Source organism: Pedobacter sp. Leaf132 (assembly GCF_920984695.1).
Lineage (GTDB): Bacteria > Bacteroidota > Bacteroidia > Sphingobacteriales > Sphingobacteriaceae > Pedobacter.
The window spans coordinates 203,552-221,251 of the sequence record NZ_CAKLBO010000005.1; the positions used below are offsets into that span (position 1 = coordinate 203,552).

General features: G+C 34.7%; 17 protein-coding genes. 7 read left to right on the forward strand and 10 right to left on the reverse strand.

Features of this window, described 5'->3' with window-relative positions:
* Nucleotides 1-45: 45 nt before the first annotated feature.
* The 3 genes from LUA86_RS11665 to LUA86_RS11675 all read right to left on the reverse strand — a co-directional run bounded on the left by LUA86_RS11665 (nt 46) and on the right by LUA86_RS11675 (nt 1,740).
* Entirely contained in the window at nt 46-645 is a 600-nt protein-coding gene (locus tag LUA86_RS11665; protein ID WP_231462332.1) for a hypothetical protein, read from the reverse strand.
* A gap of 64 nt (nt 646-709) precedes the next feature.
* Nucleotides 710-1,006: a hypothetical protein gene (locus LUA86_RS11670; protein WP_231462372.1), complete on the reverse strand. Its 297-nt coding sequence runs from the start codon at nt 1,004-1,006 to the stop codon at nt 710-712.
* A 92-nt stretch (nt 1,007-1,098) separates the two neighbouring features.
* Nucleotides 1,099-1,740, reverse strand: coding sequence for a DUF47 domain-containing protein (locus LUA86_RS11675; protein WP_231462380.1), 642 nt, complete (start codon nt 1,738-1,740; stop codon nt 1,099-1,101).
* 84 nt (nt 1,741-1,824) lie between these two features.
* Here LUA86_RS11675 and LUA86_RS11680 point away from each other — a divergent pair, with 84 nt between their 5' ends.
* From LUA86_RS11680 to LUA86_RS11700, 5 genes are all read left to right on the forward strand, one after another.
* On the forward strand, nt 1,825-2,307 hold the full coding sequence (locus LUA86_RS11680; RefSeq protein WP_231462385.1) for a GNAT family N-acetyltransferase: 483 nt from the start codon (nt 1,825-1,827) through the stop codon (nt 2,305-2,307).
* A gap of 91 nt (nt 2,308-2,398) precedes the next feature.
* A complete protein-coding gene (locus tag LUA86_RS11685; protein ID WP_231462387.1) occupies nt 2,399-3,406 on the forward strand; it encodes a sensor histidine kinase in 1,008 nt (335 codons plus the stop codon).
* A 2-nt stretch (nt 3,407-3,408) separates the two neighbouring features.
* The gene (locus tag LUA86_RS11690) at nt 3,409-4,122 is read left to right on the forward strand and encodes a LytTR family DNA-binding domain-containing protein (RefSeq protein ID WP_231462389.1); all 714 of its coding nucleotides are present in this window, start codon (nt 3,409-3,411) and stop codon (nt 4,120-4,122) included.
* A gap of 52 nt (nt 4,123-4,174) precedes the next feature.
* Entirely contained in the window at nt 4,175-4,642 is a 468-nt protein-coding gene (locus LUA86_RS11695) for a nucleoside triphosphate pyrophosphohydrolase family protein (protein ID WP_231462397.1), read from the forward strand.
* A gap of 216 nt (nt 4,643-4,858) precedes the next feature.
* A complete protein-coding gene (locus tag LUA86_RS11700; RefSeq protein WP_231462409.1) occupies nt 4,859-8,245 on the forward strand; it encodes a DEAD/DEAH box helicase in 3,387 nt (1,128 codons plus the stop codon).
* 155 nt (nt 8,246-8,400) lie between these two features.
* On the opposite strand, the gene LUA86_RS11705 is transcribed toward LUA86_RS11700, so the two are convergent.
* Both LUA86_RS11705 and LUA86_RS11710 read right to left on the reverse strand, forming a co-directional pair.
* A complete protein-coding gene (locus LUA86_RS11705; RefSeq protein ID WP_231462411.1) occupies nt 8,401-9,204 on the reverse strand; it encodes an NAD(P)-binding domain-containing protein in 804 nt (267 codons plus the stop codon).
* A gap of 8 nt (nt 9,205-9,212) precedes the next feature.
* On the reverse strand, nt 9,213-9,794 hold the full coding sequence (locus LUA86_RS11710; protein WP_231462413.1) for a thymidine kinase: 582 nt from the start codon (nt 9,792-9,794) through the stop codon (nt 9,213-9,215).
* A 225-nt stretch (nt 9,795-10,019) separates the two neighbouring features.
* On the opposite strand from LUA86_RS11710, the gene LUA86_RS11715 reads away from it, so the two are divergent.
* Complete coding sequence (locus LUA86_RS11715; protein WP_231462415.1) at nt 10,020-10,283, forward strand: hypothetical protein; 264 nt, start codon at nt 10,020-10,022, stop codon at nt 10,281-10,283.
* Between the two features lie 140 nt (nt 10,284-10,423).
* Nucleotides 10,424-11,572: a hypothetical protein gene (locus LUA86_RS11720; RefSeq protein WP_231462417.1), complete on the forward strand. Its 1,149-nt coding sequence runs from the start codon at nt 10,424-10,426 to the stop codon at nt 11,570-11,572.
* Between the two features lie 150 nt (nt 11,573-11,722).
* On the opposite strand, the gene rodA is transcribed toward LUA86_RS11720, so the two are convergent.
* From rodA to LUA86_RS11745, 5 genes are all read right to left on the reverse strand, one after another.
* A complete protein-coding gene (rodA, locus tag LUA86_RS11725) occupies nt 11,723-12,985 on the reverse strand; it encodes a rod shape-determining protein RodA (protein WP_231462419.1) in 1,263 nt (420 codons plus the stop codon).
* Complete coding sequence (mrdA, locus tag LUA86_RS11730) at nt 12,985-14,970, reverse strand: penicillin-binding protein 2 (protein WP_231462421.1); 1,986 nt, start codon at nt 14,968-14,970, stop codon at nt 12,985-12,987. The genes rodA and mrdA overlap by 1 nt, the downstream gene beginning before the upstream one ends.
* Nucleotides 14,970-15,485 (reverse strand): rod shape-determining protein MreD, encoded by a 516-nt coding sequence (locus tag LUA86_RS11735; RefSeq protein WP_231462428.1) that lies wholly within the window; start codon nt 15,483-15,485, stop codon nt 14,970-14,972. Before LUA86_RS11735 ends, mrdA begins: the two co-directional genes overlap by 1 nt.
* A complete protein-coding gene (mreC, locus tag LUA86_RS11740) occupies nt 15,482-16,318 on the reverse strand; it encodes a rod shape-determining protein MreC (RefSeq protein WP_231462430.1) in 837 nt (278 codons plus the stop codon). Before mreC ends, LUA86_RS11735 begins: the two co-directional genes overlap by 4 nt.
* Nucleotides 16,319-16,391: 73 nt before the next feature.
* Entirely contained in the window at nt 16,392-17,414 is a 1,023-nt protein-coding gene (locus LUA86_RS11745; protein WP_039478263.1) for a rod shape-determining protein, read from the reverse strand.
* Nucleotides 17,415-17,700 lie beyond the last annotated feature (286 nt).

Below are 17,700 nucleotides of genomic sequence, written 5' to 3' on the forward strand. Positions count from 1 at the left end.
AATTATTTAAATTTTGGAGGCTTTGCATCTACACGTGACTTTATTTTACAATAATATTTTATTGCTAATGTCTTTATTAATGGTAATGTAGCCAGGATATTTAACTGGTGTGTTGCCAATCATAAATGTCGGCTTAATTTTTATCGTCAATAAACCAAGCTTATCATCGTTTTTAGCGCCTTTTTGCGCTGCTTTAATAATGTCGCTTAAAACATTTCCGCTTGATATTAATCCATAAATATTGCTTCCCATTTGTACAGGAACCATAACGGTTTGACCTTGCGGAATGCTAACCGGCTGGTTTACTATTCCTTCTGCTAAATCGGTGTTGTTAACCAATATTTTATATTCAAACTGATTTATTGCAGCTAAGTTTGTAGATGGATTAGTAATTTCAAGATTAAGGTTTGCTCTGAGTGGAATATCTTTTCTCAATAAACCTAAAGCAACGCCAGGCAGGCTTGCAATATTAAAATCTTGTTGGTTAAGGAGCTTGCTTAAATCAGTACCGGCTAAAGTAATTGAATTTACATTCTTTATTTTGTAGGTACAGGCTTCTAAAGCTTTAATTTGCTGAGCCTGTTTATTAATGCCGCAACCAAAAATCGTAATGGTTAGAAGGCAAAAAAATAGTGTTTTTTTCATGTGTGTCATAATACCAAGTAAGTAAGATTATTTTAGCGATATAACAATTATCTCGCCAAATACTTTATGGAGCAACGGTTTCTATCTTATCGCCTTCATCATCATCAACATCTTTATTATCTGCCGATTCAACTTCTTGTTTAGCGCTTTCTGGCTCGCTATTCTTGTTTGCAGCATCGTTTTCATCCTCTTTATTTACATTTTCATCATCAGCACCTGTTTTTGGCGTTTCTAAAGTGATTTTGTGTTTCACTTCAGTCGTTTTACTTTCTTCTGTTGATGTTGAAGGAATAATAGTTTCTACTAAAGACTGAGGATCCTGTTCAGCTTTTGGATTTTGGTTTTTATCTTGATTTTCCATAATACCTTTTTATATCAAAAGGTTTTTACGTGTCTTTTGTTTTGATATTTTACAATCTATTTAAAAGAATAGTATTTTGAAAAGTGTATAAACTAGGCGTTTTTAAGGAAAATTGTTTCAATAGTTATGGCTAAGTCGCCGCATTTATCGGCTGTTTTTTCAAATAGAGCCAAAACCTCCGATTGCCTGATTAACGTGATTGCATCAAATTCACTTTCGAACAATATAGAAATTGATTGTTCATAAAGCCTGTCTGCTTTATTTTCTAATTGTTTAATATCGGTACAGATATCGATAATTATCTGTTTGTTCTTAAAATCCTTAATTTCATTAATGGAAACTGAAAGAATAGTGCACATTTTACAAATGATTTCTGCAAATTTTACAATTGGCTCTTTGAAGTCGATTAATTGATAAAGCTCAATTTTCGTCAGGATGGAAAGGATTTCATCGGCTATATCATCGATACTTGTAGCCAATGCATGTACGTCTTGTTTATCAAACGGAACAATAAAATTGTTATTCAGCTCATCGTAGATGGTGTTAGTTGCCTTATCGCCAACCGCTTCCATGTTTTTTATTTCTTTAGAGAGCCTGTCTTTAACCGATTGGTCTTTAGAGCGCAGATATAAAACCAATGCTTCTGAAATATTAATCAAATTTTTTGCACCTGTTTCAAATAGCGGCTGGAATGTTCTGTCTTTGGGTATAAATAAACTAAAAATCTGATTCATAAATAAAATAAAATATAAGTAAATGTACCTTTGTATTGTTAACAGAATGTTGTCAAAGCGTTATATCCCAAAATTTGTTGTAGAATGTCAATAACCATCAGAAAAATAGAGCGAAAAGATAATCCGATTATTGCAGAAGTAATTAGAGTTATTTTTAGAGAATTTAAGATTGATAAACCTGGCACAGTATATACCGACCCGACAACAGATTCACTTTATGAGTTATTTGAGAAAGAAGGTTCAGTTTATTGGCTCGCCGAAGAAGATGGTGTAATTTTAGGTGGATGTGGCATTTACCCAACCGATGGTTTACCTGATGGTTGCGTAGAACTGGTAAAATTTTATGTCTCTGCAGCATCAAGAGGTAAAGGTATTGGAAAAATGCTGATGGAAAAAAGTATTGAATCAGCTCAGCACTTCGGCTACAATGAAGTTTACCTTGAATCTTTCCCCGAATTAAATACAGCAATTGGTATGTACGAGAAAGCTGGATTTAAAAATTTGGCTAGTCCTTTAGGCAATTCTGGGCACTTTGCCTGCAATGTATGGATGTTGCTGGTTCTATAGTTTATCGTTGTAAACAACCTGTTGGGATAATTTTTGAGCCGTTTTGCATAACAAAATATATCAGGCGAATTACTTTATCTAGTTTTACCATATGAGAAAAATCAGAACCATTGTTATACACTTTATATGCTGGATAGCTGTGTTGGCTTATTTTTATGGTGAAGCACTAATCAAAGGTGTTACGTTAAGGCAATCTGCATTTGACATATCAATGAATTTTATACAAATTGTTGAATTTTATATTTGCTATTTGTGGCTTTATCCCAGCTTTTTAAAGCGTGAGAAGATATTTCAGTTAATTGCCGGAATCCTTTTTACAGTTGCCATATTCATTTCCATGAGATATCTAATTGAGCAAATATTATATTTCGAATGGTTCGGTATGAAAAATTATTCGGATGATACACCTGTCTCAAAATATATATCCGATAATATTTATTACAGCATTGCATTTCTTGTTGTTCCGGCTGCGGTTTATGCGATACAGCAAAATTTTAGAACTGAAATTGCAAACAGAAAGCTGAAAGATGAGGTGGTAAAATCAGAATTAGCTTTTTTAAAATCGCAAATTAATCCACATTTTTTATACAATACCTTAAATTACGTATACTCGCTGGCGATTCCCGTTTCAGATAAATTAGCTAATGCGGTACTTAGGTTATCAGATTTAATGCGCTATACTTTAAATGATAGTCCGGATGGCAAAGTTAGTTTAAGCAAAGAAGTTGATTACCTGGAAAGCTACATTGAACTCTTCCGCATGCGATTTGAACCTAATTTTTATGTAGATTTTAAAGCGGAAGGAATAGAGGAACAAAAAATTGCAGCTTTAATGTTGATTCCCTTTTTAGAAAATGCATTTAAGCATGGTGTGTTAAATGATGAAAAACATCCAATAAGAGTGCGTTTAAAAGTTTATCAAAAAAGGTTAAGTTTTGAAGTGAGTAATAAAATCAGCCATGCGCAAAAAGATCATACCAGCGGCATTGGGTTAGTAAATATTCATCGTAGGTTAGATTTAATTTACCCTGATAAACATGATTTGCTAATTGCGAACAATGGAAATACTTATAAAGCAACATTAATTATAAACCTTTAACTATGATCCGCTGCCTTGCTGTTGATGATGAATCTTATGCATCAGATATAATTGCTACGTTTATTTCTAAAACACCTTTTTTAGAGCTTGTTGGCACCACAACCAATGCTTTTGAGGCTTTAAACATGGTTCAAAATGGTTTGGTCGATCTGGTGTTTCTGGACATTCAAATGCCAGAATTAACAGGAATACAGTTCATGAAAATTTGTGGCGATAAATGCAAGGTAATTCTAACCACTGCTTATCCAGAATATGCGCTTGATGGTTTTGAGTTTGATGTGGTTGATTATTTGCTTAAACCGATTTCTTATGAGCGGTTTTACAAGGCATCGTTAAAAGCACAGCAAATTATTTCGCCTACGCAGGTAGAAATTTTAAATGCACCAACTGCTGCCAGCGATTTTATATTTATTAAAGGCGATACCAAAAATAAGTTTATCAAAGTAAACTATAACGAAATTCTTTACATAGAAGGATTAAAGAATTATGTATCGGTTTACACCGCCAACCAAAGAATCGTGACCTATCAATCACTTAGAGAATTAGAAACCCAATTGCCACAACCGCCATTTTACCGTGTTCATAAATCTTACATTATTTCACTCGAAAAAATAAAAATGGTTGATGGTAATGCACTTTACATTAACGACCAATCTATCCCGATAGGAGATACTTACCGCGAAGGATTTTTTAAAATTATACGCGAAGGGAAGTGATGTGAGAAAGATTTTTTAAGTTTGCAGCCTACAATTAAACCAAACAATTACCATGCAGGAAACGAATTCATTAAATCAGGTTGCAGAATTTCATACTACCTTTAAACATCCTATTTTAGAAACACCGGTTATCCCTTCCAAACAACGTGCTAATTTGAGGATATCGCTTTTAGCGGAAGAATTAAAGGAGTTGCAGGAAGCTGTAGATAATGATGATTTAGTTGAAGTTGCTGATGCACTTTGCGATTTACAGTATGTTTTGGCAGGTGCAATCCACGAGTTTGGCTTAGGTAATAGGTTTAAAGCACTTTTTGATGAAGTACATCGCTCTAACATGAGTAAGGCTTGTAAAACGGTAGAAGAAGCCGAACAGACCATTCAGTTTTATTTGGATAAAGATAATACAGAATCTTACTATAAAGAAGTTGATGGATTGTTTTTGGTTTTCAGAAAAGCAGACGATAAAACCTTAAAATCTATAAATTATTCTCCAGCGGATTTAAAAAGCTTATTGGTTTAAAAATCCTTTATCAGTGCTAGCTTAATCTACTGTTTAAGATATTTAACCAGAATTGATTTTTACTCTTTAAAGGCTAAAATCAATTCTGGTTTTTTTATTTGCATCTATCTTTAAATAGAATAGGCAAAAAATTCATAATAAACTTCTTTCCAAGGTTAATGCTTTAATAAAGCGCTAAAAAATCTTACTTTTATTTTCTTAATATTTAACCATTAAATGCAGCAAAATAATATCGGAAGTGAGGAAAGGGAAGCGAGTTTTTGTGATTATGTTTTATCAGATTTCAACCTCAAAAACCTCAGTCAAACCCTTATTTTAAAGCATTTAAACCAGCAAATATTTACCGATGCCAAGGGTTTTTACAACATAAAGCCGGAACAAATAGAGTTGAATTTTGCAGCCTTTAGCTTGCCAACCGCTAATGATTTTCTAATTGTGTTGGTTCAGCAAAATGAATATTCTGTTAAACTTACCTGCAGGTGCGAAACACCAAAAACTAAACTTTGCAGCCATCAGGCACAGGTTTTATATAATATTTTAAAGTTTGATGATTTGCGCATTTTCTTTGATGATGTTTTGCGTAAACAAAAATTAGTTAAAATTGCTGAAGATTACGGCCTGGAAAACGAAGCGAATCTGGATGAATTTTTCGATTTAAAAATTGAAAATGAAAGCCTGCAGATAAAACCCAAAAATAAAGCTTTACAAGGCTTTAGTGCAGAAATGCAGCAAAACTTACAATCGGTTTTACTTCCTTCAGATAAGAATAATTTTGCTTCAAAAAATTTAAAGCCTGTTAGTGGCAATCTCATCCTTGTTTTTAGTCCGCACCGCTACTATGGCAACCTAACCTTAAATTTATTTGAAACCGAAATCACAAAAAGCGGAAAAGTTAAAAATCCGTTTAAGGCGGTAAATCCTGCTGATTTAATTTTTAAAACGGAGCAAAGCGAAGCACTCAAATATTTCGGTGGACTGAGCAGATTTCATCAAAACTATGCTACTGAGCAAATCGATATTGAGCTGGAAGCCCTGGCCGCTGTTGCTAAAAATCCATTAAATATTCCGGTTTATTTACATGATGATAAACTTTCTGCAAACCTTCAGGCTTCATCAATAGTGCCTTTCCATCTTCATTTACTCGAAATGGATTTGCGGCTCCAGGTTAATCAAAAAGACGATTTTTTCGAAATTACCGGGCGTTTGTTTATTAACGGAAACGATTATCAGTTAGATGCTTTAGCCATTAAATACCAATATTTTGTGCAGCTTAATAACCATCTATACTTAATTCATAAAGCACATTATGTTAGGGTAATTAATTTTTTTATTAAACAAAGTAATCGCCTGGTTATTCATAAAAATAAATACGAAGAATTTCAGCGAAATATCCTCATCCCCTTAGAAGGAAATATACACGTAGATTATTCATACCTAAAACCTGCAACGCCAAAACAAATTGAAGAAAAAGGATTCGATTTGGAAAACGAAAAGCTTGTTTATCTTTCAGAATCTGAAGATTATATATTGATTACTCCCGTAATGAAGTACGGCAATATGGAGATTCCGGTTCTATCGAAGAAAAAAATTCAGGCGCAGGATAAATTTGGTAACGTTTTTACCTTGCATCGGGATGAAGAGGCAGAACTTCAGTTTACGGCAGATATTATAAGGCAACATCCATATTTTTACGATCAGGAAACCAACGATTCTTATTATTTACACAGAAAACGTTTTTTAGAAGAGCTTTGGTTTTTAGATGCTTTTGATACCTGGCGAAAAAAGGATATTCATATTTTAGGTTTCAACCAACTCAAAAACAATAAACTTAATGAGCATAAACCAGATATAAATATTGAGGTTTTAAGCGGAACAGATTGGTTTGAAACCAAAGTTAAAGTTAAATTCGGAAAGCAAAACGTTGCACTTAAATACCTCCATAAATCAATACGTAACAAAAGCAAATTTGTTACGCTGGATGATGGTACAACGGGTATTTTGCCACAGGAATGGATTGAAAAATTTACCAGTTATTTTAATGCTGCCGAAATTACCGACGATGCTTTGCTGACCCCAAAAATAAAATTTGCTTCGATAAATGATTTATACGAAGAAGCATTGCTGGATGGAAATGTAATAAACGAAATAAAACTATTAAAAGAAAAGTTTAACGGGCCAGAGCATATTCAACCTGTAGAAATTCCCAAACAGCTTAATGCCAAACTACGTCCTTACCAGCATGAAGGTTTAAACTGGTTAAATTTTCTTGATGATTTTAATTTCGGTTCCATATTGGCAGATGATATGGGCTTGGGTAAAACCATACAAATTATCGCTTTCATTTTATCACAACGAGAAAAAGTACAAGAAAATGTAAATCTTGTTATTGTACCTGCGTCTTTAATTTTTAACTGGAAAGCCGAGATTGAAAAGTTTGCGCCATCTATCAAAGTAAAAACCATTTATGGCAATGAACGTACCAGGGTAACAACCGATTTTGATGATTTTGAAGTTGTTTTAACATCATACGGAACATTACTTTCTGATATTCGTTTCCTTAAAGATTTTCGCTTTAATTATATCTTTCTGGATGAATCTCAAAATATTAAAAACCCTGAATCGCAGCGCTACAAAACCGTTAGAATGTTGCAATCCAGAAATAAGGTTGCCATTACGGGCACACCGATAGAGAATAATACTTTCGATTTATACGGACAGTTATCCTTTGCTTGTCCGGGTTTATTTGGTAGCAAACAACAGTTTGCCGATTTATATTCTACACCGATAGACCAGTTTAAGGATAGTAAAAGGGCTAAAGAACTTCAAAATAAAATTAAACCATTTATTTTAAGGCGAACCAAAGAGCAGGTTGCCAAAGAACTTCCAGACAAAACGGAAATAGTACTTTATTGCGAAATGGGTGCAGAGCAAAGAGAGGTTTACGAGGCAAACAAAAAAGAAATTCAGGATTATATTTTAGGCAAAGCCGAAGATGAATTGCCAAAAAGTTCTATGCATGTGCTAAAAAGTATTACCCGTTTAAGGCAGATTTGCAACTCGGCAGCTTTACTTGCTGATGGTAAATCTTACGTCCAGGCTTCTTCGAAAATTGATGTACTGGTTGAGCAAATTGAGGGCAAAGCTCAAAACCATAAAATATTAATCTTTTCTCAATTTGTAGGTATGCTGGATTTAATCAAGCGTAGATTGATTGAGAAGGGTGTTAAATTTCAATATTTAACCGGGCAAACAAAAAATAGGGAAGAAGTGGTGAGGGATTTCCAGTCGAATAGTTCAATTCCGGTATTTCTAATCAGTTTAAAGGCCGGCGGTACTGGTTTAAATTTAACTGAGGCAGATTATGTATATTTAGTAGACCCATGGTGGAATCCGGCAGTAGAAAACCAGGCTATTGATAGGGCTTACCGCATCGGGCAACATAAAAATGTAATGGCTGTACGTTTAATTTGTCCAGATACTATTGAAGAAAAGATTATGAAACTGCAGGCAGTTAAAAAGGATTTGGTTAAAAATTTAATTCAAAGCGATGGTAGTTTTTTCAAAGGTTTAACGAAAAAAGACTTGCTCGGTTTGTTGAGTTAATACTTTTCCCTTTCAAATTTTATTTTGTTTTGTTAGGAATTATAGGCTTATGCCTGAATGCAGTTTGAGTTTGCAAGACAACAGTAAACCATATTTCATAAGCCGCTACAATTTGTTAAAAAACAGGAGTTGGATTGGTAGTCTTTTCGGTTTAATTAAATTCCAACCTTGAAATCATATTTCAAAAATCTTGGAACATTTACACTTTCGATAATTTTCCAATCGGTTTTTTCTTCCAGAAATCCTGGTATTTGTAAACCTGTATCTGTAGCTGCCTTAGTGTAAAATGTTTTTCTTGATGGGTGCTGCGGTGCACAAGCATTGTAAATTCTGCCGAAAGCTTGCTTTTGTATAATTGCCAAAGCAATACCAACTGCATCATCTTGATGAATTAAATTTACTGGTGCTAAACCATTTGGCACTGCAGTTTTACCTGCAAAAAATCTACCTGGGTTGCGCTCCGGGCCAAATAATCCCGCAAAACGAATTATGGTGAAATTGGATGGATAAACATGTCGAATAATCTGCTCGCCTTGTAAAACTACTTTCCCTGAATCTGTATCTGGATGTGTATCATCATATTCGTTTAGGGTTTTGTTTTCATCGCCATAAACGCTGGTAGAACTAACCAAAATTACATTTTTAACTTTATGCTTCGCTGATTCGAGAATAAGTTTAATTTTATTCGGGTAATCATTTAATTCCAAAGAATTTCGTTTCGGTGGAATACAGATGAATAAGGCATCAGCTTCAAAAAAATCTTCGGCTGCCTCTATATGTTCTGCTGTAAAATTTACCAGATAAGGCTTAATCTTTTCAGCAGATAATAACTCCAACTTTTCTTTCGTAGTGGTAGAGCCCTTTACAGCAAAACCTAATTCAACCAGCTTTTTTGCAAATGCAAAACCAAACCAGCCACAACCTAAAATAGAAATATTTTTAAACGGTGTAGATTGCATAAGGGTACTTAGCTTTTATCTGTATAGTAACAAGCTCTACAGCGTGGTTCGTAGCTCTCTTTTTCGCCGAGTAAAACAGTCGATTCATCTTCAACAGTTCTATAACTATAAAGTGCAGGATTTCCACAGCACACACAAACCGCATTTACTTTAGTTACATGTTCTGCTATGGCCATCAATGCAGGCATTGGACCGAAAGGTTTACCTGTAAAATCCATATCTAAACCGGCAACAATAACCCTTATTCCTCTCATTGCAAGTTTATTACAAACAGCAGGCAGTTCATCATCAAAAAACTGTGCTTCATCAATACCAACCACTTGCGTATTTGTTCCAAGCAGCAAAATTGCCGAGGCATTATCTACAGGTGTTGAATTGATTGAATTTAAATCATGAGATACGACTGCAGAATCGTGGTAGCGTGTATCCGTTCGTGGTTTAAAAATTTCTACGTTTAATTTTGCAATCTGCGCTCTTTTTAACCTTCTTAACAATTCTTCCGTTTTTCCTGAAAACATCGAACCGCAAACAACTTCAATACTGCCCGAAAATTCGCCCCTTCTTCTAAAATTTTGTTCGCTAAATAACATGGTTTAATATATGCGCTTAGATTTATTTAAATGAGTTTCAAAGTTATTAAAATATCTGAATCGATAAGAAGCCAGTTGCCAATTAATCAGAAAATTGCTTTTGTAATATGGTTGCAATAATCGTTCAAAAAATAAATTTCTGAAAATCTAAGGACTAATCATTTGCGTAAATCGCCAACAAAATGCCTAACGTTAATCGATTTATATTACATTTTAAGCCCATTTATGGAGAATAGCGATAAACTACAGACTTTAGATAACTTATTGTTGAAGGTAAAACAACTTAGGGGATATGGTGACATGAACTCGTTTAAATTTGTAAATGACCTTAAAGATTTTGAGCATGTTTTACCAGAACTACCAATACAGTACGAACATATTATTGAAGATTTAGCATCACCTCAAACCTGGAATAAAGGGAAGAAAACATTAGAAAAAAATGTTGAACATGCTATTTCTGCAACACATGAAAATAATTCTTATAAATAAATATAAAACAAATTCGAAATCTGGTTGTGTTTCTTTCTAATGCTTGATTTTTAAATATAACGCTTCGTTATCATTAATTAAGTGTTATTTTTGAACGTTTAGTTACAAACATAAATCAGTTAAAAAATCGTTTATAGTTTATGATGAATCAACAAGATATATTCAGAAAGATAGGAAGCATTTTAGCAGAACTTAATGAACAGTACGAATTTTTAGGCCAAAATCCTGAAAAGCTAAATGAACTTGAGGTTGAACTTTTCTTAGCTAATGCCGATTTTTTGGCCGACCATGTTCGAATTATAAAAAAGCTAAACCACACTGAGCCTTCTCCTACTTTTATTGAAACAGATTCGTCACTTCTTTTAAATGAGCAAAATACGATAATTCTGCCTGACGTAAAAAGCTATAAAGAAGCTGAGGAATGTTTTGACCCTGCTGAGTTACCTGAAGTTATTACTGCTGAGGAAGAAGAAGAACGTGTAGATATTCAACCTGAGCAGGAAATTATTGATGAGGAGAAAATTCATGAAGAAAAGGCTGATGAAATTTTAAGTCAGAATTTCTTTAAGCCTGATAATGAAGAGAATACTTTTGAGTTTGTTTTGAATAATCATAGTTCTGATGATAAATTTGATTATGAACAAAAATCGACAGATGAGATTTTCGACAGACCATTAAGCAGAGCTGAAGAAGAGATTTTAGCGCAAAAGAAACGTATTCATGAAAAAGATGAGCAACAAGTTGATGAGCCTACTGGTGGAGATGAGGATGAGGTTGGTCCTGAACCTTTCTTAATGCCACATGATGAACCTGTTGAAGCACCTCCAGAAATTGAAACTGTAGCAGAAGAACCGCATGTAGAAAAACCAATTGAAGCATTTAAGCCAGTAGAATTGTTTGACGATTCAATCATTTCTCCGGCAGTTGAAGAAAAGCCTGCATTCTTTCCGCAAGCGGTTCCGGTAAAACCTAAACCAGTTGAGGAAGTAAAAACACCTACATTGAATGATCTTTTGGCAAAAACAAATCAGCAAGCAGAACCAGCAAAGGCACCAGTTTTGGATTTGAAACAGGCTATAAACTTAAACGAAAAGCTTTTATTTATTAAGGATTTATTTGGAGGCTACAACCTTGCTTATTCTGAAGCTATTGATATCGTAAATAAAATGCCAAATTTTGAATCAGCTGATAGTTTTTTACAGAATAACTATGCCGGCAAAAATAATTGGGCTGCAAAGCAAGCAACGGTAGATCAGTTTTATGAATTGTTAAACAGAAGGTTTAGTTAGGTTCAGTTGTCTGTTTTGGACCCGTTTAGGAGTAGAGCATTAACTATAAAAAATGCAGTAAAAATAATTATAATCCAACATTATCCTGGGTAGAGCATCACAAAAGGCAACTTATAACAGTTAATTTATAAGTAGAAAACTCATAACAGATTAAATAAATCCCATTCTGTTCGAATCCAGCTTAAGAAAAATAAAAAGTAAGATTGTAAAACTCCACAGAGAAGAACCTCCATAGCTTATAAAAGGTAATGGAATGCCAATTACGGGGATTATTCCAATCGTCATACCAATATTAATAAATACGTGGAAAAATAGAATGCAAGCAACACTATATCCGTAAACCCTGGAGAAAGTAGAGCGCTGTCGCTCGGCAAGATTTATTAACCTCAATAATAAAAAAATAAACAAGCCAATAATAACAAAACAGCCAACAAATCCCCATTCTTCACCAACTGTAGAGAAGATAAAATCTGTACTTTGAGCGGGCACATAGCCATATTTTGTTTGCGTACCTTGCAAAAAGCCCCTTCCGGTTGCTTGTCCGGAGCCAATAGCAATTTGCGATTGAATTACATTATACCCGGCACCTTTATTATCTGTTTTTAATCCGAGCATTAGCTCAATACGAGTACGCTGATGCGGTGCCAAAATATTATTGAAGGCAACTTTTACCAAAAACAGGTAGGCTATTGCAATCACGGTAACCATAACTGTAGTTATAATTATGGTTTGTTTTCGCTTATTAGCATAAATAAATAATCCGGCAACGGCGATTATAATTCCAATTAATATTGCACTTGGAACCAAAAAGTCGGCCACGAAAAGTACAATCATTCCTAAAAATATTAATAGAAAATAACCAGACAAACCTTCGCGATACAGTGGAAACATAAAGGCTAAAAATACAAGTGCCGAACCGGTATCTGGCTGAAGCATAATTAAGGCCAGAGGTGCTAAAACAATTATTGCAGCAAAAAATATCGATTTAAAATCTCTGAATTTTGGATTAAATGAGCTTACATATCTCGCTAAAAATAGTGCTGTTCCAAACTTTGCAAATTCTGAAGGTTGTAACCTGAAAGAGCCTAATGGTATCCAGGCTTGGTTTCCTCCTACATTTCTTCCTACAAACAAAACAACAACTAGCAATAATAATGTGCCTCCATATACAAATGGAGAAAAAACATTAAACAATCTGCCATCAAAAAGTAGAATAGATAAACCTAATATTAAACCGGTTATGATGTAAATCAGTTGCTTACCATAACTGCTTCCAAAATCAAAGGCAGAAGAATTTTCTGGATGCGGTATAGATGCATAAATATTTACAAAGCCGATTGCGCACAAGCAGATGTAGATTAACACCGATATCCAATCTACATTAAAAAAGAAGCGATTGCCCTGCTGTTGCATTATTTATTGGTATTTACTTTTGTTTTTTTATTTAATTGTACCGAAATCACTTCTTTTGATGAAGCTGATTTTATGCGAATACTATCTTGAATCCTTTTAGCAGAATCGGCCTTTTTAATAGAAAGACTATCGGCTTTGGTTAATTTAGGTTTCTTCGATTTATCAATTATCAATGGTAGTAAATTCTGGCTTTTCATCCATTCTACCTGATTAGCCCTTGCACCGGAAACCTGTCTGGTAATGTATTTTTCTACCATATAACTCGCTATCGGAGCAGCGTATGTACTGCCATAACCAGCATTTTCTACAATTACAGCAATGGCAATTTTAGGATTATCACGAGGCGCAAAACCAATAAATACAGAGTGATTTTTTCCTCTTGAGTTTTGCACTGTTCCGGTTTTACCACACATTAAAATATTTGGTATGCGAGAAAGTACTGCCGTACCCCATGAAGTATTTACTGCATCCTGCATTCCATCTATAACCGGTTCAAAATGTTTTGCATCTACGCCAACGTAGTTTTTCTCAACATATTCCTTTTTAATTCTATCGCCTATGGCTTTAATTAAGTGCGGCTTTATGTAATATCCACGATTGGCAATTACAGCCATTGCATTGGCAATTTGAAGTGGGGTAGCTGTAATTTCTCCCTGGCCAATAGCCTGTGAAATCACGTTAGTGTAGCCCCATCTTTTACCATAAAGTTTATCGTAATGGTCGCTGTTGTAGAAATATCCCTTCTTTTCAAAAGGTAAATCTATATCCAATTTAACACCAAAACCGAATTTAGACACTTTATCCCGCCATTCCTGATAAGTTTGACGCTGATTTTTCATCCCATTTTTAGTTATCAGTTTTTGAAAAACATAACAGAAATAGGTATTACAAGATCTGGCAATACCTCGCCTTAAACTTATTGAACCATCAAAGTGCTCACATTTAATTTTTCTATTTCCTGCCTGATAATAATGTGGACAAAAGAATGTAGTATTTGGGTCGATAACACCTTCCTGCAAACCAATTAAAGCATCAATGGGTTTAAAAGCAGAACCCGGAGGATAATAACCTTGAATTGGTCGCACAAGCGATGGTCGATATGGATTACCAATTAAATCCATATAATGATTTCCTTGATCTTTACCAACTAATAAGTTTGGGTCGTAACCCGGGCTACTTACCATCGATATAATTTCACCGGATGATGGCTCAATGGCAACGATAGCACCCACTTTATTTTGCATTAACTCTTCGCCAAGCTTTTGCACCTGAATGTCGATTCCTGAAATTAAACGTTCTCCAGCTATGGCATTAATATCATATTTACCATCAGCATAACTGCCTTGAGGTGTATTATGAACGTCATAAATCGTATTTACAACACCTCTTTCTCCTCTCAAAACCTCTTCGTAAGAACGTTCTAAGCCACTTTTTCCAATGTAATCTCCAGAGCGGTAATAGTTTTCTGATTTTTCAATATCTAATTGACTAACCTCTTTTACATAACCAAATAATTGTCCGCCTACGCTATCAGGATAGTGGCGAATGGTTCTGTCTTGCGTAGAAAAGCCCGGAAAGCGGTACATAATTTCTTGCAAACGAGCATAACTTTGAACAGAGATTTGCTTTACAAAAGGCGTAGCCTGGTATGGCGATTTCGCCCTCGCTTTGCGCATAAATTTGCGGGCATCTGCAAGCGAAATTTCTAATGCATTAGCAAGTGCAAGTGTATCAAAAGCTTTAACTTCATTAGGTATAACCATTAAATCGTAAACAGGCTCGTTTTGTACGATAACTTTACCAGTTCTATCCAGAATTGCACCACGAGCCGGGTATTTAAACTTTTTCTTTAATACATTACTTTCTGCCGAAACGAATGCTTTATCACTAACAATTTGTATATAAAAAAGCTTTGCCAGAAGAATTAGGGCAACTACAATAAATAAGCCTTGAATAATATACTTCCTGTTAAATAATTGCTCCATTAGCGAGATGTTCTTTTATAGAAAATAAACTCTACAAGTAAAATAATGAGTAGCGTAAATATACAACTTAAGCCGCATCTCATTAATGTGTAGTTAATTTCAGTTAGCTTAAATGTTTCTAAAAAGAATAAAACCAAATGGTGCGATACTACACAAAGAAAGGCATATAACGCAAACCATTGAAAGCCCATATAGCTTAGTGATGGTTCCGGATCGTCAATAGCGTCGCGGTTTAAACTGATTGAAATAAAAGATATTCTAACAAAAGCCATTACCGTACAAGCTGTTGCATGTACGCCCATGGTGTCATAAAAAGCATCGAGTGTTAAACCTGTGGCAAAAGCTAAGGCATACAACAATATGTTCGGGATGCCAAATGGCAGCAAAAGAATAAACAAAACGTAAATAAAAGGCGTAGATAAATCATAAAAGCCCATGTTTTTAAGCAGAAATATCTGCACAAATAAAAGGATGAACCACCTGATTAGGTTTACTATAATTAATCTGCTGTTCATTTCGGAGTAACAGGGTTTTCTAAAATTTCTTGTTCTTTTGCCAATTTGTTTTTAATAACGTAAACATACTGTAATGTACCAAAATCGTTAAATAAGCTCAGTTCGCCCGATAAAAAATTATCATTAGTTGCCACACCGGTTTTACTTAATCTACCAACAGGAACACCAGCCGGAAATTTTCCAAAACCCGATGTAACTATTGTATCACCAACGTTCATCTTAATATGGTTTGGCACTTCTTTAATAAATGCTTTCCTGATGTCGAAGTTATTATCGCCCCAAACCAAAGAGCCCAATGCATTACTTTTTTTAATGGTTACACTAATTTTAGTGTCTTTATGCAATAAGGATTGAATGGTTGCTAAATGCAATGAAACATCTCTGATAAATCCGACTACACCTTTTTGGGGAGAAATAACTGCCATTCCAGTTTCAATACCATCTACTGAACCTTTATTAATAGTCATTACGTTATTTCTAAGTGTGATGGAGTTTTTAACAACCTTTGCTGCAAGGTAAGTGTATTGCTGGTTGGTAAGCGTATCGTTAACCTTCACATCTTTTGCAGAATCGATAGTTGTTAGAGCCAATAATTGCGATTTTAATTTTGCGTTTTCAGCGGCAAGACTATCATTTACCATTCCAAGGTTTAGGTATCTTTTAAGCACATTTAATTGCTCATAAGCATTTCCAACAACTTCGTTAGATGAATTTAAGGTTACACTGCGTGGATAAGCATTATTTTTAATGGTAAGGTAAATCCCTATAACAAAAAAAATAATGAACAGGAAGAATGCGTTATATCTGCTTATGAAAGTCCAAAGGTTACGCATTTATGTTATAAGTTAAAGGTAATACGTTGTAAGTTGATAACGTAGAACGCAAAACTTACAACGTATTACCTGATTACTGCATTAAGAATTTATAACCACCAATATTTTTAAGGGCAATACCAGTACCACGTACTACAGCACGAAGTGGATCTTCTGCAACGTGAACAGGTAATTTAGTTTTTGCGGCAACGCGTTTATCTAAGCCTCTTAATAATGCACCACCACCGGTTAAATATATGCCGGTTTGGTAAATATCTGCCGATAATTCCGGAGGAGTAATTTCTAAAGCTTTTAAAATTGCTTCTTCAATCTTTGAAATCGATTTATCTAAACAGTGCGCAATTTCAGTATAAGAAACCGTAATTTGCTTAGGTACGCCCGTCATTAAATCTCGACCTTGAACCGCGAAATCAGAAGGCGCATCTTGCAATTCAGGTAGCGCTGCACCAACTTCAATTTTAATTTTCTCAGCGGTACGGTCACCAATCATAATATTATGCTGACGACGGATGTAGTTTACAATATCGGAGTCGAAGTTATCTCCCGCAACGCGGATAGATTGATCGCAAACAATACCAGATAAAGCGATAACTGCAATTTCAGTTGTCCCACCACCGATATCAATAATCATATTACCCATCGGTTCTTCTACATCAATACCAATACCAACTGCAGCAGCCATCGGCTCATGTATTAAGTAAACTTCTTTAGCACCGGCAATTTCTGCAGAGTCACGTACGGCACGTTTCTCAACTTCGGTTATACCCGATGGAATACATATTACCATTCGTAATGATGGAAACATCCAGCCTTTACCACCGTTCAACATTCTAATCATACCTTTAATCATTGCTTCAGCAGCGTTGAAATCGGCAATAACACCATCTTTTAATGGGCGAACGGTTTTAATATTATCGTGGGTTTTACCCTCCATTTGCATCGCCTGACGGCCAATTGCAATTACTTTATTTGTAGTACGATCAAAAGCTACAATAGATGGCTCATCTACCACAACTTTGTCGTTATGTATAATCAGGGTATTCGCAGTGCCTAAATCAATGGCAACTTCTTGCGTAAACCAGTTAAATAATCCCATGTAAAAGGTGTCTTTATTTTAATTTTGTTTAAATCTATACTATTCCTAATGTAAAAATAGGATTTTTATTGTTTTATGTTTTATTTTCATTCTTCATTTAATTGATTTTGTTGCAATTAAAATATTTATTGAAAATCAAAAGCGGTAATTCTTAGGTTAAACCAGTCCCGCTTTTTGTTCCAATCTTTTTGTGTTAGTCAGGCTGAACTTATGGAAGACCTGCAAATCAAAAAATATTTCCACTGCAATCGGGTCTATTTTACTCGGGTTTGCCGTTGCAAAAATT

Bases quoted from the DNA above. Each gene is read 5' to 3' on its own strand.
- LUA86_RS11665 (WP_231462332.1), bottom strand. From the start codon at position 645: ATGAAAAAAACACTATTTTTTTGCCTTCTAACCATTACGATTTTTGGT.
- LUA86_RS11670 (WP_231462372.1), bottom strand. From the start codon at position 1,006: ATGGAAAATCAAGATAAAAACCAAAATCCAAAAGCTGAACAGGATCCT.
- LUA86_RS11675 (WP_231462380.1), bottom strand. From the start codon at position 1,740: ATGAATCAGATTTTTAGTTTATTTATACCCAAAGACAGAACATTCCAG.
- LUA86_RS11680 (WP_231462385.1), top strand. From the start codon at position 1,825: ATGTCAATAACCATCAGAAAAATAGAGCGAAAAGATAATCCGATTATT.
- LUA86_RS11685 (WP_231462387.1), top strand. From the start codon at position 2,399: ATGAGAAAAATCAGAACCATTGTTATACACTTTATATGCTGGATAGCT.
- LUA86_RS11690 (WP_231462389.1), top strand. From the start codon at position 3,409: ATGATCCGCTGCCTTGCTGTTGATGATGAATCTTATGCATCAGATATA.
- LUA86_RS11695 (WP_231462397.1), top strand. From the start codon at position 4,175: ATGCAGGAAACGAATTCATTAAATCAGGTTGCAGAATTTCATACTACC.
- LUA86_RS11700 (WP_231462409.1), top strand. From the start codon at position 4,859: ATGCAGCAAAATAATATCGGAAGTGAGGAAAGGGAAGCGAGTTTTTGT.
- LUA86_RS11705 (WP_231462411.1), bottom strand. From the start codon at position 9,204: ATGCAATCTACACCGTTTAAAAATATTTCTATTTTAGGTTGTGGCTGG.
- LUA86_RS11710 (WP_231462413.1), bottom strand. From the start codon at position 9,794: ATGTTATTTAGCGAACAAAATTTTAGAAGAAGGGGCGAATTTTCGGGC.
- LUA86_RS11715 (WP_231462415.1), top strand. From the start codon at position 10,020: ATGGAGAATAGCGATAAACTACAGACTTTAGATAACTTATTGTTGAAG.
- LUA86_RS11720 (WP_231462417.1), top strand. From the start codon at position 10,424: ATGATGAATCAACAAGATATATTCAGAAAGATAGGAAGCATTTTAGCA.
- rodA (WP_231462419.1), bottom strand. From the start codon at position 12,985: ATGCAACAGCAGGGCAATCGCTTCTTTTTTAATGTAGATTGGATATCG.
- mrdA (WP_231462421.1), bottom strand. From the start codon at position 14,970: ATGGAGCAATTATTTAACAGGAAGTATATTATTCAAGGCTTATTTATT.
- LUA86_RS11735 (WP_231462428.1), bottom strand. From the start codon at position 15,485: ATGAACAGCAGATTAATTATAGTAAACCTAATCAGGTGGTTCATCCTT.
- mreC (WP_231462430.1), bottom strand. From the start codon at position 16,318: ATGCGTAACCTTTGGACTTTCATAAGCAGATATAACGCATTCTTCCTG.
- LUA86_RS11745 (WP_039478263.1), bottom strand. From the start codon at position 17,414: ATGGGATTATTTAACTGGTTTACGCAAGAAGTTGCCATTGATTTAGGC.